Annotated in this window: 24 protein-coding genes; 16 read left to right on the top strand and 8 right to left on the bottom strand. The window is 54.7% G+C overall.

The genetic code is table 11. From position 1 onward, the window contains the following. Nucleotides 1-8 precede the first annotated feature (8 nt). Nucleotides 9-419, bottom strand: coding sequence for an OadG family protein (locus LJE94_06405; GenBank protein ID MCG6909743.1), 411 nt, complete (start codon nucleotides 417-419; stop codon nucleotides 9-11). Between the two features lie 254 nt (nucleotides 420-673). Here LJE94_06405 and LJE94_06400 point away from each other — a divergent pair, with 254 nt between their 5' ends. The 4 genes from LJE94_06400 to LJE94_06385 all read left to right on the top strand — a co-directional run bounded on the left by LJE94_06400 (nucleotide 674) and on the right by LJE94_06385 (nucleotide 5,542). Beyond that, on the top strand, nucleotides 674-1,828 hold the full coding sequence (locus LJE94_06400) for a BMP family ABC transporter substrate-binding protein (GenBank protein ID MCG6909742.1): 1,155 nt from the start codon (nucleotides 674-676) through the stop codon (nucleotides 1,826-1,828). Between the two features lie 95 nt (nucleotides 1,829-1,923). Continuing rightward, on the top strand, nucleotides 1,924-3,459 hold the full coding sequence (locus LJE94_06395; GenBank protein MCG6909741.1) for an ABC transporter ATP-binding protein: 1,536 nt from the start codon (nucleotides 1,924-1,926) through the stop codon (nucleotides 3,457-3,459). A gap of 39 nt (nucleotides 3,460-3,498) precedes the next feature. After that, complete coding sequence (locus LJE94_06390; GenBank protein ID MCG6909740.1) at nucleotides 3,499-4,617, top strand: ABC transporter permease; 1,119 nt, start codon at nucleotides 3,499-3,501, stop codon at nucleotides 4,615-4,617. Nucleotides 4,618-4,621: 4 nt separating this feature from the next. Further along, nucleotides 4,622-5,542 carry an ABC transporter permease gene (locus LJE94_06385; GenBank protein ID MCG6909739.1) on the top strand — a complete coding sequence of 307 codons (921 nt, stop codon included), beginning with the start codon at nucleotides 4,622-4,624 and terminating at the stop codon, nucleotides 5,540-5,542. Between the two features lie 92 nt (nucleotides 5,543-5,634). Here the strand turns inward: LJE94_06385 and LJE94_06380 are convergent, their stop codons facing one another. The 3 genes from LJE94_06380 to LJE94_06370 all read right to left on the bottom strand — a co-directional run bounded on the left by LJE94_06380 (nucleotide 5,635) and on the right by LJE94_06370 (nucleotide 8,230). Further along, nucleotides 5,635-6,564, bottom strand: a complete 930-nt coding sequence (locus LJE94_06380; protein ID MCG6909738.1) for a hypothetical protein — start codon at nucleotides 6,562-6,564, stop codon at nucleotides 5,635-5,637. Nucleotides 6,565-6,586: 22 nt separating this feature from the next. Continuing rightward, nucleotides 6,587-7,255 carry a hypothetical protein gene (locus LJE94_06375; protein MCG6909737.1) on the bottom strand — a complete coding sequence of 223 codons (669 nt, stop codon included), beginning with the start codon at nucleotides 7,253-7,255 and terminating at the stop codon, nucleotides 6,587-6,589. A 93-nt stretch (nucleotides 7,256-7,348) separates the two neighbouring features. Further along, nucleotides 7,349-8,230 (bottom strand): alpha/beta fold hydrolase, encoded by an 882-nt coding sequence (locus LJE94_06370; protein ID MCG6909736.1) that lies wholly within the window; start codon nucleotides 8,228-8,230, stop codon nucleotides 7,349-7,351. Nucleotides 8,231-8,426: 196 nt separating this feature from the next. Between LJE94_06370 and LJE94_06365 the strand changes: the two genes are divergently transcribed. Then, nucleotides 8,427-9,320: a DMT family transporter gene (locus LJE94_06365; GenBank protein ID MCG6909735.1), complete on the top strand. Its 894-nt coding sequence runs from the start codon at nucleotides 8,427-8,429 to the stop codon at nucleotides 9,318-9,320. A gap of 62 nt (nucleotides 9,321-9,382) precedes the next feature. Here LJE94_06365 and LJE94_06360 read toward each other — a convergent pair whose 3' ends face one another. The 4 genes from LJE94_06360 to LJE94_06345 form a co-directional block, all read right to left on the bottom strand. After that, nucleotides 9,383-10,282, bottom strand: a complete 900-nt coding sequence (locus LJE94_06360; protein MCG6909734.1) for a DMT family transporter — start codon at nucleotides 10,280-10,282, stop codon at nucleotides 9,383-9,385. 23 nt (nucleotides 10,283-10,305) lie between these two features. After that, nucleotides 10,306-10,848, bottom strand: a complete 543-nt coding sequence (locus LJE94_06355) for a heparan-alpha-glucosaminide N-acetyltransferase domain-containing protein (protein ID MCG6909733.1) — start codon at nucleotides 10,846-10,848, stop codon at nucleotides 10,306-10,308. 19 nt (nucleotides 10,849-10,867) lie between these two features. Beyond that, nucleotides 10,868-11,170 carry an HNH endonuclease gene (locus LJE94_06350; protein ID MCG6909732.1) on the bottom strand — a complete coding sequence of 101 codons (303 nt, stop codon included), beginning with the start codon at nucleotides 11,168-11,170 and terminating at the stop codon, nucleotides 10,868-10,870. Nucleotides 11,171-11,269: 99 nt separating this feature from the next. Next, a complete protein-coding gene (locus LJE94_06345) occupies nucleotides 11,270-12,031 on the bottom strand; it encodes a glutathione synthase (GenBank protein ID MCG6909731.1) in 762 nt (253 codons plus the stop codon). A gap of 345 nt (nucleotides 12,032-12,376) precedes the next feature. Here LJE94_06345 and LJE94_06340 point away from each other — a divergent pair, with 345 nt between their 5' ends. The 11 genes from LJE94_06340 (at nucleotide 12,377) to LJE94_06290 (ending at nucleotide 20,410) form a co-directional block, all read left to right on the top strand. After that, entirely contained in the window at nucleotides 12,377-13,006 is a 630-nt protein-coding gene (locus LJE94_06340) for a DUF309 domain-containing protein (protein MCG6909730.1), read from the top strand. Continuing rightward, nucleotides 12,975-13,844 carry a Cof-type HAD-IIB family hydrolase gene (locus LJE94_06335; protein MCG6909729.1) on the top strand — a complete coding sequence of 290 codons (870 nt, stop codon included), beginning with the start codon at nucleotides 12,975-12,977 and terminating at the stop codon, nucleotides 13,842-13,844. Before LJE94_06340 ends, LJE94_06335 begins: the two co-directional genes overlap by 32 nt. Nucleotides 13,845-13,854: 10 nt before the next feature. Beyond that, nucleotides 13,855-15,063: a GNAT family N-acetyltransferase gene (locus LJE94_06330; protein MCG6909728.1), complete on the top strand. Its 1,209-nt coding sequence runs from the start codon at nucleotides 13,855-13,857 to the stop codon at nucleotides 15,061-15,063. A gap of 89 nt (nucleotides 15,064-15,152) precedes the next feature. Beyond that, entirely contained in the window at nucleotides 15,153-15,614 is a 462-nt protein-coding gene (locus tag LJE94_06325; GenBank protein ID MCG6909727.1) for a hypothetical protein, read from the top strand. A 7-nt stretch (nucleotides 15,615-15,621) separates the two neighbouring features. Beyond that, nucleotides 15,622-16,020: a hypothetical protein gene (locus LJE94_06320; protein MCG6909726.1), complete on the top strand. Its 399-nt coding sequence runs from the start codon at nucleotides 15,622-15,624 to the stop codon at nucleotides 16,018-16,020. Nucleotides 16,021-16,417: 397 nt separating this feature from the next. Further along, the gene (gene yhbY / locus LJE94_06315) at nucleotides 16,418-16,735 is read left to right on the top strand and encodes a ribosome assembly RNA-binding protein YhbY (GenBank protein ID MCG6909725.1); all 318 of its coding nucleotides are present in this window, start codon (nucleotides 16,418-16,420) and stop codon (nucleotides 16,733-16,735) included. 18 nt (nucleotides 16,736-16,753) lie between these two features. Continuing rightward, on the top strand, nucleotides 16,754-17,134 hold the full coding sequence (locus LJE94_06310; GenBank protein MCG6909724.1) for a TatD family hydrolase: 381 nt from the start codon (nucleotides 16,754-16,756) through the stop codon (nucleotides 17,132-17,134). Further along, nucleotides 17,053-18,330, top strand: a complete 1,278-nt coding sequence (locus LJE94_06305) for a hypothetical protein (protein ID MCG6909723.1) — start codon at nucleotides 17,053-17,055, stop codon at nucleotides 18,328-18,330. The genes LJE94_06310 and LJE94_06305 overlap by 82 nt, the downstream gene beginning before the upstream one ends. Before the next feature lies 1 nt (nucleotide 18,331). Next, nucleotides 18,332-19,111 carry a hypothetical protein gene (locus LJE94_06300; GenBank protein MCG6909722.1) on the top strand — a complete coding sequence of 260 codons (780 nt, stop codon included), beginning with the start codon at nucleotides 18,332-18,334 and terminating at the stop codon, nucleotides 19,109-19,111. A 169-nt stretch (nucleotides 19,112-19,280) separates the two neighbouring features. Continuing rightward, a complete protein-coding gene (locus LJE94_06295) occupies nucleotides 19,281-19,826 on the top strand; it encodes an ECF transporter S component (protein ID MCG6909721.1) in 546 nt (181 codons plus the stop codon). 11 nt (nucleotides 19,827-19,837) lie between these two features. Beyond that, nucleotides 19,838-20,410 (top strand): YkgJ family cysteine cluster protein, encoded by a 573-nt coding sequence (locus tag LJE94_06290; GenBank protein MCG6909720.1) that lies wholly within the window; start codon nucleotides 19,838-19,840, stop codon nucleotides 20,408-20,410. Nucleotides 20,411-20,468: the final 58 nt, after the last annotated feature.

Here is a 20,468-nt window from a genome sequence, read left to right as displayed (position 1 = left end):
TTCCTTGTTCAGCCCTTCCAGGTGAACAGGCCTTCGCCGGCCGGTATCAAAAGGCCCTTTTCTTTGAGCGAGCGAATGGTCAGGTGCGGATGGGGAAAATCGCACTCTCTGAAAACGGCGAACAGGTCCTGCAGGGTGAAGGTTTTTCCCAGTTTGGCGGTTTCTGTGTAATAACAGGCCACGCTTGACTCCAGATTGGAAAGATCGTGTTCTGCCGTGAGCGCCGGTTTGGACGATGCTGACGGGATGGCAAGGCTCGCGTCAGGAGAGTCCTGTTTCCGTTTTTCCATCAGGTCGACGACGATGTGAAGTTTCGAGATGACAAAAGACAACACCGCCAGTCCGCACATGACAATGAGCGCACCGGCGAGCGCCATGGCCCATCCGTTGTAGGCGTTGATTGCTTCTATACCGTACACGCTGCACCTCCTGAAACACCGGAAATCGATTTTAGTAAACTTAAAGAAGAACATATATAGAGGAGAAAGTCAATAAAAACAATCTTAAAGACGGGGTCAATCCAGATGTTGACTTGATGGACCGGACTGTCGTATTAATTCATTTTACGTCTGCCGGAACAGTGGGTTGCGGCGATACGTGCGTCAAGCAATATATTGAATTGGAGTGCGTTCTTTAGCGTTTGTTTACTTGGGAATGAAAGGGGAGATAAAATATGAGAACATTGTTGAAGGTGTTGGCTGCGTCCCTGTGTGTTCTGATGGTTTCCGGCTTTGCCTCGGCCGAGGAAAAAACGATGAAAGCCGGCTTCATCTATGTCGGGCCGGTGGGTGACTACGGTTTCTCGCATGCGCACGACCTGGGCAGAAAATATGCGGAATCCAAGCTTCCCTGGCTGAAAACGGTTTTCATCGAATCGGTGAGCGAGACCGATTCGGCGCGAATTATCGACCGGCTGATCCAGGAGCAGAAATGCGACGTGGTTTTTACCACCAGCTTCGGCTACATGGACGAAACGATCAAGGCCGGCCTGAAATACCCGGACAAGCACTTCATGCACTGCTCAGGATTCAAGCAGTCAAAGAACGTAGGCACCTATTTCGCCGACCTCTACCAGATGTACTATCTGAACGGAATCATGGCCGGCGCCCTGACCAAGAGCGATAAAATCGGATATGTGGGAGCCTTCCCGATCCCGGAGCTGGTGCGCCACATCGATGCCTTTGCCCTGGGAATCAAAGTGGCCAACCCGAATGCCAAACTGAACGTCCGCTGGATCTATGCCTGGTACGGGCCGGACAAGGCCAAGGAGGCCGCCGAAGCATTGATTGCCGAGGGATGCGATGCCCTGGCGTTTACCGAAGACACGCCGGCGGTCATCGAAGTCGGCCAGGAGCACTCTGAAAAAGGCCAGCAGATTTATACCTTCAGTCATTACAGTCCCATGCAGTCCTACGGCGTCGACTCCGTGGTGTCCGGCCAGTTGGTGGACTGGGGCGTCATGTACGTCAAGATCCTGCAGGACTTGCATGACGGGACCTGGACCAGCGATGACATGTGGTGGCTGGCGGCCGAGGGTGCGGCAATCCTGGGGGGCAGCTTCGACAACAGCATCAATCCGAAGTTTGTCGGCGACCTCAAGGCCGCCAAAATAAAAACCGCGGATTTCGGTGAGATTTCGGCCTACGATCTGGTGATGAAACGCTACGCGCAGATGAAAAAGGGTCCGGATGTTTTCGATCCGTTCAGCGGCCCCATCTATGACAACACCGGGGTGCTGAAGATTAAAAAGGGAACCAGGGCCTCCAAGAGTGATCTGCTGAGCATGATGTACTATGTGGACAACATCGTGGGCAGTATTCCCAAATAATATATTTTCATGTCCGATCATGAAGGATCATGGTGAAATGGAGCGGGGAATCGGCAGGTCTGGTTCCCCGTTCCTGCTGGCAACAGTTAAAATGTATGATTAAAATCGAAAAACTCGAGATGGCGGGCATCTCCAAGTCGTTTCATGGGATTCCCGCCAACCGCGATATCGACCTTACGGTTTCATCCGGGGAAATTCTGGGGCTTCTGGGGGAAAACGGCGCCGGGAAAACCACCCTGATGAATATCCTGTATGGCCTGTATCAGCCGGATTCCGGCGAAATCATCATCAACGGCAGGGCTGTGCGCATATCCTCACCCTTGGAGTCCATCAGCCTGGGCATCGGCATGGTCCACCAGCATTTCATGCTGGTGGACAATCATACGGTGGCGGAAAACATCGCCCTGGGGTATAAAAAAACACCTTTTCTGTTTCCGCAGAAAAAGATCGAGACTGACATCGTCGCTTTCTCCAGAAAGTTCAACCTGGAAATCGATCCCCTCAAAAAGATCTGGCAGCTTTCAGCGGGGGAGCAGCAACGCGTAGAGATTATCAAGGCCCTGTTCAACGGCGCCGATTTGCTGATACTGGATGAACCCACGTCCGTCCTGACGCCCCAGGAAGCCAGGGATTTGTTCCGGGTGCTGAGGGACATGAAAAAGGCCGGACATCTCATTATCCTGATCAGCCACAAGTTGGATGAAATCATGGCTCTCTGCGATCGGGTGACGGTGCTGCAGAAGGGACGCATCGTGGGCCATGCCCATACGGCGGCGATGGACAAAAAAACGCTGGCCAGGATGATGGTGGGCCGGGACGTGATCTTCGATATCCAAAGGGAAAAAATGCCACCCAGCGACCGTGTGTTGCAGGTCACGGGCCTGACCGTAAACAGCGACAAGGGCTATCCGGCGGTAAAGGAAGTCTCTTTTGACATTTATAAAAACGAAATATTCGGCATCGCCGGTGTTTCCGGCAACGGTCAGCGGGAACTGGTGGAAGCGATAACCGGCCTGAGGCAGGTGGCTGCGGGGAAAATAAGCGTCAATGATCGCGACATAACCAACCGGTCCCCCCGTAAGATTTATGACAGCGGTGTTTCCCATGTGCCGGAAGAGCGGATTAAGTTCGGTATCGCACCGGGTCTTTATGTGTATGAAAACGCTATCCTCAAGCAGCACCATTTGAGAAAATATTCGAAGAATTCGCTGCTGGCATACGGGAACATCAAGTCTCATGCTAAAAAACTGGTGGACGCCTTCCAGGTCCTGGCGCCCTCCATCAATGTTCAGACCAAGGATTTGTCGGGCGGCAATATTCAAAAGCTTATTCTGGGTCGTGAGATCAGCCATGACCCGGTTCTCCTGGTGGCCTCCCACCCGACCTACGGCCTGGACGTGGGGGCAACGGAATACCTGCGCAAGCAGCTTTTAAAACAGCGCATGGCCGGCGGGGCGGTGCTGCTGGTTTCGGAAGATCTGGAGGAGATTTTCGAACTGTGCGATCGGATAGCCGTTCTTTTTCAGGGGGAATTTATGGGCATTTTGAAAAGCGATGATCCGCGCACGGCGGATATCGGGTTGATGATGGCCGGATCCCTGCGTTTGCCTGCGGCCGGTGTGGCCGGATGACCGTGGGGTGCCGTGCCTCGTGCCATGGGGAAAAAGTGAATGATACCCTCAATTAACATAACCGACAGAGAAAAAATTACAACGGCCGACAAGGTTTGGGCGCTCGCTTTTTCGATCGTGGCCGGTCTGTTCTTTATTGGGCTTATATTTCTCGCCTTTGGCGTGAACCCTGTTTTTGCCATAGCAAAAATTTTCACCGGTTCCTTCGGCAGCATGTACGGCATCAAGGAAACCGTCACCAAGGCCATTCCGCTGATCCTGATCGGCGTCGGGCTGGCGATCGCCTTCAGAGCCAAGTTCTGGAACATCGGTGCGGAGAGCCAGCTTTTGATGGGGGCCATTTTCGGTACCTGGGTAGGGCTCAACTGGGGCCCGCACCTCCCTGCACCGGTAATCGTTCCCCTGATGTTTTTCGCCGGGTTCGTGGGCGGCGCTTTTTGGGGGTTGATTCCGGCTTTTTTAAAGATAAAGTTTGCCATCAACGAGGTCATTTCGACCCTGATGATGAATTACATCTGCGCCGAGTTTCTGACGTTCTTGATTGTGGGCCCCTGGAAGGGAAAAACCAAGTTCGGCTTTCCCTACACCGACGACCTGCCGGCATCGGCCACCCTGGGGTTGATTCCCGGGTCGCGGATCCACTATGCGACGCTTATTCTGGCACTGCTGACCGTGGCCGTTCTGGGCATGGTCATCTACAAGACCCGTTTCGGATATGAAGTCCGGGTGATCGGCGAAAACCCCGAGGCAGCCCGCTATGCGGGAATCGATTTCTTTAAGACAACACTGATCATCATGGCCATAAGTGGCGGCGTTGCGGGGTTTGCCGGTGTGGGGGAGGTCGCGGGGCTTCACCACTATCTCAGCTATCCGGACTCGATTTCATCCGGCTATGGCTTCACGGCCATCATTGTTGCCTGGCTGGCCAAACTCAATCCCTTTTTCGTCATCATCGCGAGCATATTCTTTGCCGGTATTCTTGTGGGGGGGGATGCCATTCAGATTTCCCTGGGGCTTCCCGCGGCGACGGTGGAAATTTTCAACGGGACCCTCCTCGTGTTTCTGATCATGGGGGATTATTTTTTGAAACATAAAGTCAGGTTCGTTGCTGAACCGCGAACGGGCCATCAGACAACGAAGCCGCTGAAAACAGGTTGAGCGTATGGAAGATATGATCGTTTCAGTTGTCCGGCGGACCTTGATTGCCGGTACGCCCCTCTTGCTGGGCACCATCGGTGAGGTAATCTGCGAACGCTCCGGCATTCTCAATCTCGGTGTTGAAGGGGTGATGTCGACCGGGGCGGTAGCCGCCTTCATGGTGACTTTTTACACGCACAATCCATGGCTCGGACTGATGGCCGCCATTCTGGCGGGCATGGTGATATCGGTCATCCACGCGTTTGCATCCGTGAGCCTGCAGTCAAACCAGGTGGTTTCCGGCCTGGCGCTGACCATGCTGGGCCTGGGCATCTCGGGACTGGCCGGGAAGCCCTTCGTGGGAAAACCCCTCAGCGTAAAAATGCACGACTATGCCATTCCGTATCTGTCCGACATTCCTTATTTGGGAGAGATCTTTTTCGACCAGAGCCCGTTTTTCTACATGGCGCTGGTGCTGGCCCCGGCCGCCTGGTTCATGCTTGACTACACGGACCTGGGCATCAAGATCCGTTCCGCCGGTGAAAACCCGCAGGCCACGGAGGCCCAGGGCGTCAACGTCTCTTTGATCCGCTACGGGAGCATCATAGCCGGCGGTGCTTTTTCCGGCATGGCCGGGGCGAATTTGTCCATATCATACAGCGGGTCGTGGATCGAGGGGATGACGGCCGGAAGGGGGTGGATCGTCATCGCCCTGACGATCTTCGCCCTGTGGAACCCCATGCGCGCCCTGGTGGGCGCGTTTTTGTTCGGGGGCATATTTGTGTTGCAGTATCTGCTGCAGCCGCTGGGCATTTCACCCAACTTTCTGGCCATGCTGCCCTATATCGGCACACTGCTGGTCCTCTTGGTGATTGGTCTTAAGGACAGCCGGAAGCTGAATGCGCCGGCCATGCTGGGTGAACCCTACCGGCGCGGTGAACGCTAGCGCAAAATCCCCATGGGAATGTTGCGCTATATTTTTTTCAGGATGACTTCCATCCGCACATCTTTTGCCGGCAAGAACCAGACTTGCAGCGTTCAGCAGCCCGTCTGTTCCCAAAAACAGACGGCTTTCAGCCTGCCTTCCACAATGACAATTCTTGAAATTTCATTCGGTCGAAGCCGTTGCTTCGACCCGGCAATGGTGTACTCGGGATCGTTGGGCAGCTTAACCACCACACGGTCACCCTCGGTTGTGATTTGGGGTAGTATGGTAGGGATGCTGCGCGAAGCGGCATAGCCAAGCAGGTCGCCCAGGGAGGAAAACACGGACATCTCTTCTATGGTTTTAATGGTTGGCGGCATGAGAAGCACCTCTCCGGCCGTTTGTTTGTTCAGCGCTTCTTTGGGGGTGAGCCACATGGTTTCCGTCATTTCCAGGGCGTCATGCGCGGGTGCCTGTCCATGAGGGATGGGCGCCAGAAAAAACCGGGTGTCGAACCGTTTGGGTTCGGCCTCGGGCGTGACCCAGTGCGCAAACGGCATGAGCCGATCCAGCCAGAAGACCAATTTTTCCTCTTTGGCGAGATCTTCCAGTGACATCTTTTGCTGATGTATCATCGCGCGGTATTCGGCAAATTGTCTGCTGACCGCTGCATCCTTGAAATCGATGTCCCGTCCCGATGTCCGGCCACCCATGAGCACGCCGGACTCTTCAAATGTCTCCCGTATGGCGGCAAAAAAAAGACCGAGGGCTTTTTCGCCGGAAAGATTCTTTTCGCGCAGCCGCCGTTTGGCGATGTCGGCGGTGATCCCGTTGGCGTAAAGGGCCAGAGAGGGGTTGCAGTCCAGTTCATCCAACTGTCCGCCGGGGTAGACAAACGCTTTGCCCATGAAGCGCTGTTTGGCATGGCGGCGCATGAGGAGCAGCTCGAAAGGGGGTGCTGTGGGCCGCATGCGCAGCAAGACCAGGGTTGAGGCGTCCCGGGTCGGTGCCGGGGGGGCACCAGGTTGAGATTCGGCATTCATTGGTTGTCATCCATTCCCGTCATCAATCCTTGAATACCAGTTTGCCGCCGATGAAGCCGGCAATGCCGGCGGCGGTCACGGTTATCAGACCGATGAAAACGAACAGGTTTCTTCCTGTGGATGTGGCGGTGAGAACGTCGGGTGAGGCGATCCGCCACAGGACCAGGATAAGGGTTCCGGCTGCGACAACGGCGGCGCAGGCGATTTTAAGCTTGAACTGACCGGTCATGATGCCCTTGTAGCGGTGCCGCCACTCGACGAAGCCGGAAAAGATGACCACGGGGATGGTGAGTACGACCATGATAAGGTTGCAGAAAGCCGCCGTATCCAACGACTTCGATCCGGTGACCATTGCCAAGAGCAAAAAAAGGAAGGTGATGGGCAGAACGCCGTTGGGAATGTGGGTGGAGATCGGATGGGCATGGTGCTTGAGCATCTGCCCGATCAGAAGCTGGTAGGGCTCTCCGAACCGTCCTACGGGTGGATTTTCCGGGTCTGACTTTGCTGGCTCTTCGGGCGGTGTCTCCGGGGGCGGATCGGGGGTTTCTGCGGCGGCGGCATCAGCCGTTTCCTCCGCCGTCTCCACGACTTCTTCGAACAGGCTTTTGTCCGCACCGCAGACCGGACACTTGTCCGGCGGTTCGTCGCCCTTATGAATATATCCGCAAACCGTGCATCGCCACTTTTTCATACCTCACACCTCCTGTTGAACATCAGCGTTTAACCAAAAATCATAGCAAAAATGAGTTCGCCTACTGTATGCAAAAATGATCAATTTTTCAACTCACTTTATGTGGCGCAAAAACGCCCGCAGGATCTCTTCCCAATGTGCATTCGGTGCCGGCAGTTCGTGCCCCATGCCCTTTATGACGAAGAGTCTGGCGCCCGGTATGGCAGCGGCGGTGTCTTTTCCGCCCTGCAAGGGAACCAGGGGGTCTTCGTCGCCGTGGATGACCAGTGTGGGAACATCGACCGCGGCAAGCTCCCTGGTGCGGTCCTTCTGGGACCAGACCGCCATCAACTGGCGTGCGGTTCCCTGGGGACAAAAGGACCGGTCGTAGGCCCTCGCCGCCATCTTGCTATGAAAGGCTTGGTCAAAGGGCAACCCGGAGCCCGCAAGGGCACGGTAGGTGTTGATGACGTGTTCGATATTGGCATCGCGTCGGGTGGGATTGGGCTTGATCAGAACCTCCATGGCTCTGGGTTCCGGGGGCGGCAGTGCCGGGTCACCGGTGGCGCTGTAGATGGAGGTCAGGCTGAGCAGGCGCGTGGTATACTTTATGGCGAAGGTTTGGGCAATCATCCCCCCCATGGACATGCCGCACACGTGGGCCTTTTCAATGCCGAGGGCGTCCAGCAATCCGGCCGCATCTTCGGCCATCTCCTCGAGGGTGTAGGGAGGGGCTACCGGTTGCCCGATGAAACGTTTTTGAGCCGCTTCAACCAGGTTGGGTACACCGGCAGTATCAAATTTTGTGGAGAGCCCGGCATCCCGGTTGTCAAACCGGATGACGAAGTATCCCCTGTCGGCGATGCTCCGGCAAAACCATTCCTCCCATTCCACTAGCTGACCGCTCAGCCCGTTGATCAAGAGGACGGCTGGATGGTCTGCTTTCCCGAATGTTTCATACTCGATGTCGATATTGTTGGCTTTGACGGTGGTCATGGCATACCCTTTTCAAAAAATGGTTCCAAAGGTTTTGTTAGCAGCATTTGTTCATTTTCAATATCAAGATTAAGTGTTGATTGACAAGCAAAAGGACTTTGGCTTATGGGAGTCCGGTAATTACGACAATCGCCACAACGGGTTTTTATTTTTTCGTGTCAACGTAGAGGAAAGCGAGCGTTGTTTCGTGTAGACCATGAAAGAAAAATCGGTTGAAAACAAGATACCCATGCTGGCTGTGCTGGTCATGGGGGCCGCCATCATCAGCTTCTCCGGAGTGTGGGTCAAATGGAGTCACGTGCCTTCGACGACGTCGGCTTTTTATCGGGTTTTTTTCGGAGGAATCTTTCTTGTGGCGGCCTCAATATATCGCCGCGAATGGTGCCGGCCCGGGCGAAGGCAACTGTTGCTGATGGTGCTGTGCAGTTTCTTTTTTTCCCTGGACCTGTGGCTTTATCATTACAGCATCAACCGCATCGGTCCGGGGCTTGGAACGATTCTTCCAAATTTTCAGGTTTTTATTTTAACGGCGATCGGCATCGTATTTTTAAAAGAAACAATACCTATTCAATTCATCCTGTCCGTTCCCTTAGCCTTTGCGGGACTTCTGATGGTCGTAGGGGTTGATTGGGACAATTTGAATCAAACGTACAGGCTTGGGATCTTGGCGGGACTGGCGGCTGCGGTTTGCTATTCCGGCTTTCTCCTGTCTCTGCGCAGGCTCCAGGCCGAACAGAGCGGCATTTCTTTTTTTTATGTTTTAACGCTGGTTTCGCTCATATCGACCGTGTTTTTAGGCAGTCAGGTGTATGTATCGTCGGAGAGCTTCAGAATACCCGGTTTAATGAGCCTGGCTTCATTGATCGCACTGGGGCTTTTCAGTCAATTCCTGGGTTGGATTTTTATTGCCAATACCCTGCCAAAAATACGGGCATCCCTTTCCGGGCTGGTTCTTCTGCTTCAGCCGGCCCTCGCTTTTGTCTGGGATGTATTGATTTTTAGCCGCCCCATGGGGTGGATAAACTGGTGCGGGGTGGGCATCGTCTTGATGGCCATATACCTGGGAACGGTAAGGTCGGTGGAAAACTAAGCTTATCAGCGAATATTGCCTCCACGAGGTCGTGCATCCCTTTTTCCGTTCGCATGAAATCCTCAACGATGCCGGTTGAAAAGCGCCATTCCGGTAAAAATCAGAAACAAACCGATCAGGTGGTAGGGGTGCAGCGCTTCATCCAGCCAGATGAGAGCCATGATGGAGGTGAACACGGGCATCAGGTTGATAAACAACCCGGCCCGGTTGGCACCGATGAGCTCCACGCCCCTGTTCCAGCAGAAATAGGCTACCAGCGAAGGGAATACGGCAAAGTAGGCGATGCTAAAAAGAAACGCTTTATCGAAGGAAAAGGCGGTGGCTTCAACGCATTCCCACACATAGAGCGGCAATAGTCCTAGAAAACCGATTCCGATAACGAATAAAAGAAAGCTCACGGGATGGACCGGCGGTCTGCTTTTTAAGAATGCGGAATAGAGGGCGTAGACCAGGACCGCCAGCAGCATGAAAAGATCCCCTTCGACAAAAACGAAGTTCACGAGGTTTTCAAGACGGCCGTGCAAAACGACCGTTACGGCCCCGATCATGCTGAAGCAGAGGCCGGTCATTTGCAGGGGCGTTATTTTTTCCTTGAAAGCCGCCAGGGAGATCAGAACGATCATGGCCGGCATGACGGTAAGCATGAGGGCCGCATTGATGGCGGTGGTTGTCTGTACCGCCACATAGAGCAGTGTATTCCACATGCTGATGCCGGTTAATCCGAAAAAGCAAAATATCTTCCAATGGGTTAGAAAGACAGACCAATCCCTGACGACTTGTTTCCAGGCAAAGGGAAGCAGGATGGCAAAGGCGAGGGTCCAGCGCCAGAAGGCCAGGCTCAACGGAGAAACCGTGTCCACAATGTTGCGGGCCACGACCACGTTGCCGGCCCAGCACAGGGGGGCAACGGTCAGAAGAAGGTACGGTGTCCACCGACGCCGTGAACCCGACGATGTATCCATTGGTTGCGCTCGCATAAAACCGGCTACCCCTGGTCCGGAGAGCGGCTGGGTTTCGCCCGCAGCCTGTCGTTGACGATAAAGAGGCCGATGAAAGGCAGGATGTCGGCATAAATCGCTTTTCCCCGAAACGCCAACGAAATTCCCAAAGCAATGGCGGTTGCCGCCGTCAATAGGGCGGAATGCCGTCGAACGGTGCCGCGGTCGCTGAGGGACTCTCCGGTGAAGCCGCTCGGGCTCAAAAACGTGGCGGCCAGCCCGACGCCGAAAATCCAGATGAACATGGGCGCGGGGTTGAAGCGCCAGTAAAGCTTCAGCAGCGGATCCAGCCGCAGAGCGACGGCAATGCCTCCGCTGATGAGAAACAGGTTGACGCCCAGTACGATGCGATTGAGGATGAACCCTTTGTTGCGCATGAGGACGGTAAAAACGACCACGGACGCAATGCCGCCCGTGACAAAGGAGATCTTCCATGGGAGGGCCGCTGCGTCGCCTCCCACCGCCCGAACGAAGGTTATATAAAGGATAAGCGGCACGAATTCCAGGAATTTCAGCTGTTTTTCACCCATAATACCGGTTGCCATGAATTTAAAACGCTTTGTGTCCAAGCGTTGACAGGTACCCTTCCCACTCCATGGGCAGCATCTGTTTTTTTTTATTGTTGCAGTCCTTGCAGCAGGGAACGATATTTCCCTTGGTGCTTCTGCCCCCCCGTGCAATGGGCACGATGTGGTCCATGGTGAGCTCCTTGGGCGGTGTGGCCCTGCCGCAATAGTGGCAGACGCCCTTGTCGCAGCGGCGTTTCCACCACTGGGAAGCCCGCAGTTCTCGCGCCTTGCGGCGTTCCCGGCTGATATCCTTTGCGTCCAGGTCGTAAGCGAATGGTTTCATAGTAATGCAACGAGCGATTGACGGTTTTTTTGTTGCACATGCAGCATATCAGCACCCGGTCCGGATTTCAAACCCCGACCCAAGTTGAGCGCCTGAGATTTATCGGCGGACATGAACATCTATCCAGCGGTCAATTTCTCGTTGCAGGAGTTTGTAGTAAGCGTCAGAGCCGCCCAGGCCTTTGCGCCCGAAGAAATAGTTTATTTCCAGAAACAGGGGTTCAATCAAGCCCCTTGCAAGCGATTTTTCTGAAAAAAGCAGGTCGAATCCGGCCAGATCGATGCCCGTCCTCTGTGAAAAAGCGATGACCGCTTTTTTCCCCGCTTCTTGCAGCAGGGGGGCGCTGTCGGTTTCCAGGACCGCCCCCTTGCTTAAATTGGTGTAAAAGGCGTCGGGATTTCCATGCCTGCGCCAGTAGGTTTTCGTTAGCGTGTCGATCACCACCACTCGCAGGGAGCGTCCTCGTGATGGTATGAATTCCTGCAGGAGAAATCCATACTGGCCTGTTTTTTCATAAGATGCCGCCCTGGACATCATCTGTTGCAGTTCCCGTGCATCTTTTATTAAAAAGACATTGTGCCCCTCTCCACCCCAGTCGAATTTAAATACCAGGGGATACCGTTTTTTTTCGAATTCCCGGTAGCTTGCATAGGTTTCCCTGAAGTCGGCCACAGACCCGAAGGTTTCGGTTTCTGGGTGTATGGCTTCGTATTTTCTGAAAAGAAGGGCCTGACCGATTTTATCCGGATATTCGAACCGTTTGTCATAATTGGGAAAAACGAGAGGGCAGGTGGCCCGGGCCATGCGGTACAACGATTTGCGGCACCCTTGGGGCAGAATAACGGCCCTCGCCGAGCGCATTGCGGTTCGCTCCCTTTCGCCCGGATCCCGCCCGGCACAGAGTATATTTTTATCCCCTTCATATAACGGATGAAAAGAGACAATCATGTTTGTTCCGATCCCGTCTGACGGTTTAACCTGCACGCTGTGCATCTTATACGCGTCAATACACGATAATATCAACCGAATGATTTGGAGAGGTTGTTGACTATTTATATCTAAATATATAGTTTACGTCGAACATTTCAAATTTTAAGAATGATCACAATGAAAATATTTTCAATGGATTCTATTCGTTGGCCGCCTTTACGCGGAACGTTGGCCGAAACGCTGACGTTCTCTGCGTGGTGTGAAGGGTAAGGGAAGATGCGACATAATGAGGAGAACGTCCTGTTTGATCCTTTCAACGACCGTCTATGCCGGGATGTCCGCAATGCGCTCTCCGAGGGGTTTGTGGACGCCCTCAACGCCGGGGATATTCGGCCGGTGAATGATGCCGTCCATCAATTGGCGCCCCAAGAGCTGCCGCCCCACGTGCGGGTATACATCGAAGATCGGGCGGGACGCTATGCCGAGGTTCTTGAGCAGGTTGCCGCAAAAGGGCTTAGCCTGGATGACACGCTGGAGATTGCACGACTGGTATGGAACCGGGCCTTGTTTTTCGAGTTTCACGAATGGCTGGAGCCCGCCTGGAAAACTGCCGTGGGAATGCAGAAAACAATGCTCCAGGCACTCATCCGGTCGGCTGGATTGTTCGTGCTTTTGGAAAGCGGCCGCGAAAGGGGAGCCGCAAGAACACTCCCCAAGGTGGTGGCCAAACTGAACGCATGCCGGAACCATTTGCCCGCTTTCGTGGACGTCGACCGGCTTATCGAAAAAATGACGTCCTTCGACGGGTTGCCGCCGATATTTGATTCGTATGAGCCTGGAGATCCAATCGAAAAAGACGGAGACCAAGCCACTAATGGTGAAAAAAGAGGCAAGGGTTATGCGTGAGGACGGCACCGGCAAAGGGTTGTTCATCACCGATTTCGACGGAACCCTGCTGCGCACGGACGGGACGATTGCCCTGCGGGACCTGAAAGCCCTTGAAGCAATGACCCGTAGCGGCATTAAAACCGCCGTCGCCACCGGGCGTTCCCTGTTTTCCTTTAATTGTTCACCCGGTGCGGATCTGCCGGTGGATTATGTTATTTTTACCACCGGCGCCGGCGTCATTACCCAACCCGCTGGAGATCTGGTGTACAAAATCAACCTTCCGCCGGACGTGGTGGCCCGTGTGCTGGCATTTTTCCGGAAAACCGATTTTGATTTCATGCTGCACCACCCCGTTCCGGACAATCACCGGTTTGGGTATAGGCGCTTCAGCCTGAACAACCGTGATTTCGAAAGCCGCATCGAGCTGTACCGAGCGTTCGGAGAGCCGTTGAATAGCAGCAACGAAAACGGGTTTGGGGAGGCAGCCCAATTTCTTGCCGTTGTGCCTGAACACAAATCGGGGCAAGCCCTAACGAGCGTCAGAAAGGCGTTGCCGGCCTTGAGTGTTGTCCAAACAACATCGCCCCTGGACCATCTTTCCACGTGGATAGAAGTGTTTCATGCGGATGTTTCCAAAAGTAAAACCGCAGCTTGGCTGGCCGGGGAACTGAATGTAGCGCCGGAAAACACCATGGCCGTCGGAAATGATTTCAATGACGGCGATTTGTTGGCGTGGGCGGCCAACAGCTTTGTGGTAAACAATGCACCCGGGGCGCTGAAGGGTCGCTATCAAACCGTGGCCTCCAACAACGACGGCGGGGTCGCGGAGGCGGTCGATAGATGGCTGAACAAATAAAAACCGGTCCATGTTCACCGTAATGGAAGGCCGTATCGAAATTCCCGTGCTGGGAAGCGGCCCCGGAAGGATTTTTGTGGATAAGCCCGCCGGTTTGTCCGTGCACAATGATTCTGGGAAAGATCTTTGCTCCCTGGTAAAGGCGCTGGTCGTCCACGACAGCCGGCTTCGGCGGAGAACCGCATATGAGCCTGATTTCGGCGTTCACCCCGTTCATCGCCTGGACAGGGAAACCAGCGGTGTCGTTTTGTTGTCGGTAACGCGGGACAGGTTCCGATTTTATGCCGAACAGTTCGAAAACCGGGAGGCAAGCAAGGTGTACGCAGCCGTGCTGCACGGGAACCTGGAAGGACCCGGTACGGAAAGTGCATGGAAAACCTGGCGGTGGCCGTTGAGTAAGAGGGCAGGCGGGCGCAGCAACCCTGCCGGCCCTGGAAAACGTCTTCCCTGTGAAACGCGCTACCGGGTTATCGACCGCAGCGAGCACTACACCATGCTGGAAGTGGAGATTCTTTCCGGTCGCACCCATCAGATTAGAAGGCATGCGAAACTTGCCGGCCACCCGGTCGTCGGTGATGCACGCTACGGTTCGACCCGGGCGACACGCTATCTGCAAGAGAACCTGAGATTTGACCGGCTGGCCCTGCACGCGCGTTCCCTGACGCTCCGCATGGAGCCGGGCAAGCAAGCGGAATCCGTCGAGACCAAAAAGGTTCCGGATGTTATGACACGACTGTTTCAAGACGACCGCATCACCGTTGAGCCGGTTGATCCCCGGGCACCTGAAATTGTGCGCATGATCAAGGCGTTGGATGCCTATCAGGCATCGTTGTACCCGCCCGAGAGCAACCACCTCGTGGACGTTGCCAATCTGGCCGGGCCGGACTACCATTTTATCGCCGCTTTTGACCGCAAGCGGCCCTTGGCGATTGCATCGTTTAAAAGGACAGGCCGCGGTTACGTGGAGATCAAACGACTGTATGTTCCCGAAGCGTACCGGGGCCGACACCTGGGCCGGCGGTTGATGCATGTTCTGGAAAAAGCTGCTCTGAGGGAGGGGATTGCCGAAGCCAGGCTTGAAACCGGCATCCACCAGCACGCGGCTATCGCCCTGTATGAGAAGCTGGGTTATGCACGAACCAGCCCCTTTGGTGCCTACAAAGAGGACCCCTTGAGCGTATTCATGAGAAAAAAATTACGGACCTATAATCCAAAATAAGGGGGCTAAAATAAGATTGCTTGATTGCCGGGGCGGCATCATTCCCCGGCAGGGGCTTTCCTTGATATTGGCTATAGGAGCGAATCATTATGACAATCGATCAATTTACCTATGACGTTCGGTGCCGCACCTGCCACAAAAAATTCACGGTAGAGCTTTTCGAAAGCCACGAGAAAAACCTCTTTCTGGTGGACAAAAGGGACTGGTACTGCGACAAGTGCAAAAAGGCGTACTTCAGCAAACAGACGGAAACGCTCTCCAGAACGAACCGGGAAAAGGGTTTTCCCCCGCTGACCGGGACCGAGAAGATGATCTCCTGGGCCGAGAAAATCAGGGCCGAGCTGATCAACAAGGTCGACTACCTGCAGAAGAGCCTGGCCTTTGACAGCGAGGAAGCCAGGGCGATGTCGGACAGGGCGTTTGAAGCCTTCATGGCCGAATGGCAGAAAAAAACAACGGCCAAGTGGTGGATCGACAACCGGCGGATGACGGTGATGGACATCTCCAAACGGGTCAAGGCGCTGAGTGCCCCCCTTGAAGGGCAAGATTGATATGGACATGCAGACCGAAAGAATCAAGGGTATTTTGGGCAACGATTGCAAGCGCAGTAAACGGAACGCGATGCGCTACCTGACGTACTTGAAGAAACAGATCAAGGGGCCCATAACGCTGACCGGTATCGAGGAGTTTGAATGGGAGGTGTCCTACATCTCGTGGGGGTGGGACGACCCGGCGTATCTGGAGATGAAGGAGCTCAAACCCTCTTTTCTAGATCACTTTGAGTTGATTGAGCTGTGCGAGCCGGATTCCGACGGGGATGATATCGTGGCTTTTGTGGAAAGAATGGGCGATGGAAAGCGTTTTCATATATCGCTTTCCAAGCTTGAATGCCTCGAATTTAAAAATGAATGCTACCAGCTGGTGGACGACTATGCCGTTTGGCACCGATATTTTTAACTGTTTTTAAAAAACAACTGTATTTCGCCCGAACATTCCCCGGTGCTTTGCAAATTGCATATGTCGATCGCTGGCGTGAAGCGATCTGTATTCCCAGTTATCGAGCCAGCACTCGATTCGGTAAAGAACACCACACTCATATTTTTCGATGGCCCCCATCCTCTTGAAACCTTTATAAGCAAAGCATTTTCCGGGTTCAAACGTCCAGGCCAGTTTGTCCTTTTCAGCATAGGTAAAGGCGACCCTCATGAATCCCGGGATCATCAACCTGGCCGCTTCACCGGAAAATGATATAAATGCGGTATCATTTTTTCCCGGTTCCTCCCAACCCAGCGCCTTTTTAATGCAACCGTGATGATTGGTTGACGTATTTCATAAGGACCTATATACGGATACCATGAAAAGTTATCAGAAAAAACACCTCAGGGGACTGGCCCACGGCCTGAAGCCTACCGTCTTCGTGGGTCAAAAGGGCGTTGTTCCATCGGTCGTCAAGGCGCTGGATAAAGCCTTGGACCGGCACGAACTGATCAAGGTGAAATTCATCGAGTTCAAGGAGAAAGACCGTAAGGAAGCGATTGTCAAGGTGCTGGAGAGGGAGTCCGGTTCCGAGCTCGTCGGCATGGTCGGACACGTGGCCATTCTTTACCGCATGCAGAAGGATCCCGAGAAAAGGAAAATCGAGGTTCCGGAACGCAAACAGGGAAGAGAGTAGCTGGCCATCGACCCGCGGATTTACGCAACGGACGGCGAAAAAGAGACGCAGCAATCCATATTCACGACGTTCATCCGCCTGTCAAAGGAAGTAGATTTGCCCCTGAACGTCCATTCCCGTTCGGCCGGCAGGAAAGTGGTGGAACTGCTTATGGCCGAGGGGGTCACAAGGGTCCAGCTGCACGCCTTCGACGCCAAGGCGTCTGCTGCCAAGCCGGCGGTGGAAGCTGGTTATTTCTTTTCGATTCCCCCGTCTGTTGTCCGATCCCGCCAGAAGCAGAAACTGGTCAAAGCACTTCCCCTGGAAACATTGTTGTTATGGAAATTAATCGTTTCAATGCATTTGAAGACCAGGTTTCCTACTTTACGGAAAAGACCGGGGTGTACCTACCTAGAATGACCTTTGGGAAAGGGGCTTTTTTCAGGGACCTGGGGACGTGGTCAAACACCTATCGCCGTCAACGTCAAGCGGGCGAGTGTGTACACATACTGCCCGACCCTGTACAGGGGCTTTCTTTTCCCCGGCCCATGGATGTGCTGTCGTCGGCGCTGTCGCTATCCGCAACGAACGTGGAAAAGGGGGCAGTCTATGACCTTCTCGAGCGCTTTGGCCTTCCCGCTGAAAAGGCAACCCAGCCGGTCATCTCCCTGTCCGGCGGGGAGATTTTGCTGCTCAATTTTGCCAAGGCCATGGCCATGCGTCCCTTTGTGAGCGGCCTCGTGGCCTGCAGCCCTATCCACTGGCTGAATGAAGGCCGTTACCACTACTGGCGCAAGCTGGCCGATGCCTTTCATCATGCGGGTCGTTTTGTAAATGTGGCCCTGCTGAAGGGTGAGCCTTTTATCGATGAAAACAACCATCCGGCGGCTGAGGACGAGGGACCGGTACCGGCGATCGATGTGCAACTTGTGCTCGAAGATCCGGTCGTTGTGTTCGAAGAGATCCGTTTCCCTTCCTATCACCCGGCTTCCCGCATAGCCTACAGGCCCGATGTGGGCGGGCAACGCCTCGATCTCGTTTCGCCGGTGCTGATGACCGGTGACAATGGTGTGGGCAAGAGTGTTTTCGGCAAGCTCTTATGCGGCATTATCAAACCGGCGGAGGGTGCCCTGGCGGTTGCCGCTCCCAACAAAAGCGGAGATGCCCGGCTGATTTTTCAGGATGCCATCGACCAGCTGTTCGGCAAGTCCATCGACGGCCACCTCGGCTGGGTCTTCCGGTTCGATGAAAAGGCGCGGCGGCTGGCCCGCGATCTTTACGCGGAAATCGATGGGGCCTTGAGGGCCCATTGGGAGGAAGGACGCGATGGTGCGGCTGCTCCGGCCAGGCGTTGCACGCTGCTCCAGGCGAAGATCAGCCTGATCGCCGAGCGTCTGGCAACGCGGCCGGCCGTGCTGATTCTGGACGAGCCCGGCTGGGGACTTTCGCGTTCGATTGCCCGCCGGTTGGTGGCGGTGGTTTGCCGTGCCGCTGCCAATTTGGACGTCGCGGTGGTGCTGATTTCCCACCATGCCCGCTGGTGGCAGGGAATGGTGCACTCACGCTGTCATCTTTCCCAAGCGGGGAGCGAAACGGTTGTCATGGGTGTGCGGTGATATGAACGGGCAAAAAGAAAATAGCGGCGCGTGGCCATGGTGGCTGAAGCTTGTCTTGCTTCTCCTTCTCGGGCTACCCGGGTTTTCAGGGTGGCCCAACACGCTTTTCATCCGGCAGCTTCAGGCAGCCGGTTGGTTTACCTTTGAGATCGCGCATGTCATGGTCTGGGTTGTTTATGCCTGCTGTGTCTGGCTGGTGGTGCTGGTAAAGGCGGGGCCGCAAAAACTGCTGGCCTACCTGGCGGCAGCCTTTGTCCTGGGCTTGACCGTAGCCATGCTGGGGGCGGTGATGCGCACTATTTTTCCGCTGCTGGCCTCGGGGCAGTCAAAAGAAGCCATCAGCTTCAAATTGATCGGTATTTTTGTCAACGTCATTATTTTTTTGCCGTATTCGGTGCTGCTGATAAACAGTTTTTCCGCAAAAAAACTGATCGACACGGTTGCACTTCGCAGCGGCAGATTCCGGACCGCCGGGCTGCATCTGGCCCTGGCGTTCCGGGTTTTTCAGCACACCGGCGAGGTGGTTTTCAATCTGTTTCAGATTTGGATCGAAGAACATCCCCAAAAGATCCTGCCCAGAAACAGAGGGGCTGAGGATTTCCACTGGTATGCGCCCGGAAAGCTGCTAATATGGGGGTGGAGCTGCATTCATGCCTGGATATTTGCCTGCATCATCCATACCTTCGAGCCGATACCAGCCATGGTGGCGGAGGTGGAGAGAATCGATCGGGCTGGAAATAGCCGCGAAGGCAAAAAGGGCTCAAAGAAGCAAACATCTTAGCAGGGATAACGCCCTGCGACAGCCATGCAGAATATTAATGATATGCCGCCTTGAAAATATCAGGGACGACTTCTATTTCGAATTTCAATCGGAACAGACTTATGACAGTCGGGATAAAGTGTTTTGAGTCTTTGACGCTTCAATTTATTGGTATCAAGGAGGAAGAACGATGAAGGAAAGAACGTGGACCTATGCGACAACCGCAATCGTGGCGGGACTGATAGCGTTAGCGGCCATTGCAACCATGGTTATCCGCATTCCCATTCCGGCGACAACCGGGTATTTCAACATCGGTGACGTGTTTGTCGTCCTGGCCGGTTTGTGGCTGGGGCCGCTGGCCGGTGCGCTGGTCGGTGGGATCGGCCCCACCATCGCCGACGCCATTGGATTCCCCGTATTTATTCCGGCAACCCTGGTGACCAAAGGGTTGGAGGGTTTTCTGGTGGGACTTATCGCGTCCGGGGCCAGGGGCAAAACGCTCACCCTGCGAACGATTGCCGCTTTTGCGGGTGGTTTTACGGTGGTGGTGGGCTATTTTGCGTTCGAAGCCTACATCTATCCCGCCATAGGGAAATCCATGCCGGCATTTGCCGTAACCGATATCGGGGCCGCCATTGTCGAGATCTTTCCCAACGCGGTGCAGGGGGTTATCGGTGCCGTCGGCGGACTGGCTTTGTGGAAGGCGCTCTCAGGCTATAAGCCGGGAAAGAGGTGAGCGTCTGGCGGATGGAAAATAAATTTCTGGAAGCAGCCAGTATATATGCCGCCTTCGATGCGGACACCGCCGCCTGCCGCCGCGAGGCAGCGTGCTCAAAGGGTTGTGCCTTCTGCTGCACGGATGCGGGCAGCATCGACATCACGACCCTGGAAGGGATGATGATCCGCAATGCCGTCAGGAAGATGCCCCGCGCACGGCAGACCCGGGTCAAGAAGGCCCTGGCCCGGGACATGAAGAGACGCGAGGCGGGTAAAACGGGGCCCTGCGCCTTTTTAATGAAAAACAGGGCCTGTATGATATATGCGGACAGGCCGTTCGCCTGCAGACGGGTGTACAGTCTGCACGTCTGCACCCGGGATGCTCCGCCCCGGGTGCACCGCCAGGTCATGGCACGCGGTGCAGAAGCCATTGCCGCTCTGCAGCGGTTGGACGGCAATGGATATTCAGGTCACCTCTCCTACGTCCTGCACATGCTCGAGGCCCCCAAATTTTTCCAGACCTACGCGGCCGGTGACTCGAGGCCCGAAGAGGTCATGGCTTTCGGCAGGTCCCACGGGATCGTCATCAACAAGATGATGTAATTGGGGGAACGTTGGTGCAGAAAGAGCAGCGCCATGAAAACAAACGGTATGACCATTT

The organism is Deltaproteobacteria bacterium (assembly GCA_022340465.1).
Lineage (GTDB): Bacteria > Desulfobacterota > Desulfobacteria > Desulfobacterales > B30-G6 > JAJDNW01.
Note: the sequence above shows the minus strand (reverse complement) of the source record. Positions and strands in the feature narration are given on the sequence as shown.

What these genes read in the sequence shown, in the direction of transcription:
- LJE94_06400 (MCG6909742.1), top strand. Translation starts at nt 674, where the DNA reads ATGAGAACATTGTTGAAGGTGTTGGCTGCGTCCCTGTGTGTTCTGATG.
- LJE94_06395 (MCG6909741.1), top strand. Translation starts at nt 1,924, where the DNA reads ATGATTAAAATCGAAAAACTCGAGATGGCGGGCATCTCCAAGTCGTTT.
- LJE94_06390 (MCG6909740.1), top strand. Translation starts at nt 3,499, where the DNA reads ATGATACCCTCAATTAACATAACCGACAGAGAAAAAATTACAACGGCC.
- LJE94_06385 (MCG6909739.1), top strand. Translation starts at nt 4,622, where the DNA reads ATGGAAGATATGATCGTTTCAGTTGTCCGGCGGACCTTGATTGCCGGT.
- LJE94_06380 (MCG6909738.1), bottom strand. Translation starts at nt 6,564, where the DNA reads ATGAATGCCGAATCTCAACCTGGTGCCCCCCCGGCACCGACCCGGGAC.
- LJE94_06375 (MCG6909737.1), bottom strand. Translation starts at nt 7,255, where the DNA reads ATGAAAAAGTGGCGATGCACGGTTTGCGGATATATTCATAAGGGCGAC.
- LJE94_06370 (MCG6909736.1), bottom strand. Translation starts at nt 8,230, where the DNA reads ATGACCACCGTCAAAGCCAACAATATCGACATCGAGTATGAAACATTC.
- LJE94_06365 (MCG6909735.1), top strand. Translation starts at nt 8,427, where the DNA reads ATGAAAGAAAAATCGGTTGAAAACAAGATACCCATGCTGGCTGTGCTG.
- LJE94_06360 (MCG6909734.1), bottom strand. Translation starts at nt 10,282, where the DNA reads ATGGATACATCGTCGGGTTCACGGCGTCGGTGGACACCGTACCTTCTT.
- LJE94_06355 (MCG6909733.1), bottom strand. Translation starts at nt 10,848, where the DNA reads ATGGGTGAAAAACAGCTGAAATTCCTGGAATTCGTGCCGCTTATCCTT.
- LJE94_06350 (MCG6909732.1), bottom strand. Translation starts at nt 11,170, where the DNA reads ATGAAACCATTCGCTTACGACCTGGACGCAAAGGATATCAGCCGGGAA.
- LJE94_06345 (MCG6909731.1), bottom strand. Translation starts at nt 12,031, where the DNA reads ATGCGCTCGGCGAGGGCCGTTATTCTGCCCCAAGGGTGCCGCAAATCG.
- LJE94_06340 (MCG6909730.1), top strand. Translation starts at nt 12,377, where the DNA reads ATGCGACATAATGAGGAGAACGTCCTGTTTGATCCTTTCAACGACCGT.
- LJE94_06335 (MCG6909729.1), top strand. Translation starts at nt 12,975, where the DNA reads ATGGTGAAAAAAGAGGCAAGGGTTATGCGTGAGGACGGCACCGGCAAA.
- LJE94_06330 (MCG6909728.1), top strand. Translation starts at nt 13,855, where the DNA reads ATGTTCACCGTAATGGAAGGCCGTATCGAAATTCCCGTGCTGGGAAGC.
- LJE94_06325 (MCG6909727.1), top strand. Translation starts at nt 15,153, where the DNA reads ATGACAATCGATCAATTTACCTATGACGTTCGGTGCCGCACCTGCCAC.
- LJE94_06320 (MCG6909726.1), top strand. Translation starts at nt 15,622, where the DNA reads ATGCAGACCGAAAGAATCAAGGGTATTTTGGGCAACGATTGCAAGCGC.
- yhbY (MCG6909725.1), top strand. Translation starts at nt 16,418, where the DNA reads ATGAAAAGTTATCAGAAAAAACACCTCAGGGGACTGGCCCACGGCCTG.
- LJE94_06305 (MCG6909723.1), top strand. Translation starts at nt 17,053, where the DNA reads ATGGAAATTAATCGTTTCAATGCATTTGAAGACCAGGTTTCCTACTTT.
- LJE94_06300 (MCG6909722.1), top strand. Translation starts at nt 18,332, where the DNA reads ATGAACGGGCAAAAAGAAAATAGCGGCGCGTGGCCATGGTGGCTGAAG.
- LJE94_06295 (MCG6909721.1), top strand. Translation starts at nt 19,281, where the DNA reads ATGAAGGAAAGAACGTGGACCTATGCGACAACCGCAATCGTGGCGGGA.
- LJE94_06290 (MCG6909720.1), top strand. Translation starts at nt 19,838, where the DNA reads ATGGAAAATAAATTTCTGGAAGCAGCCAGTATATATGCCGCCTTCGAT.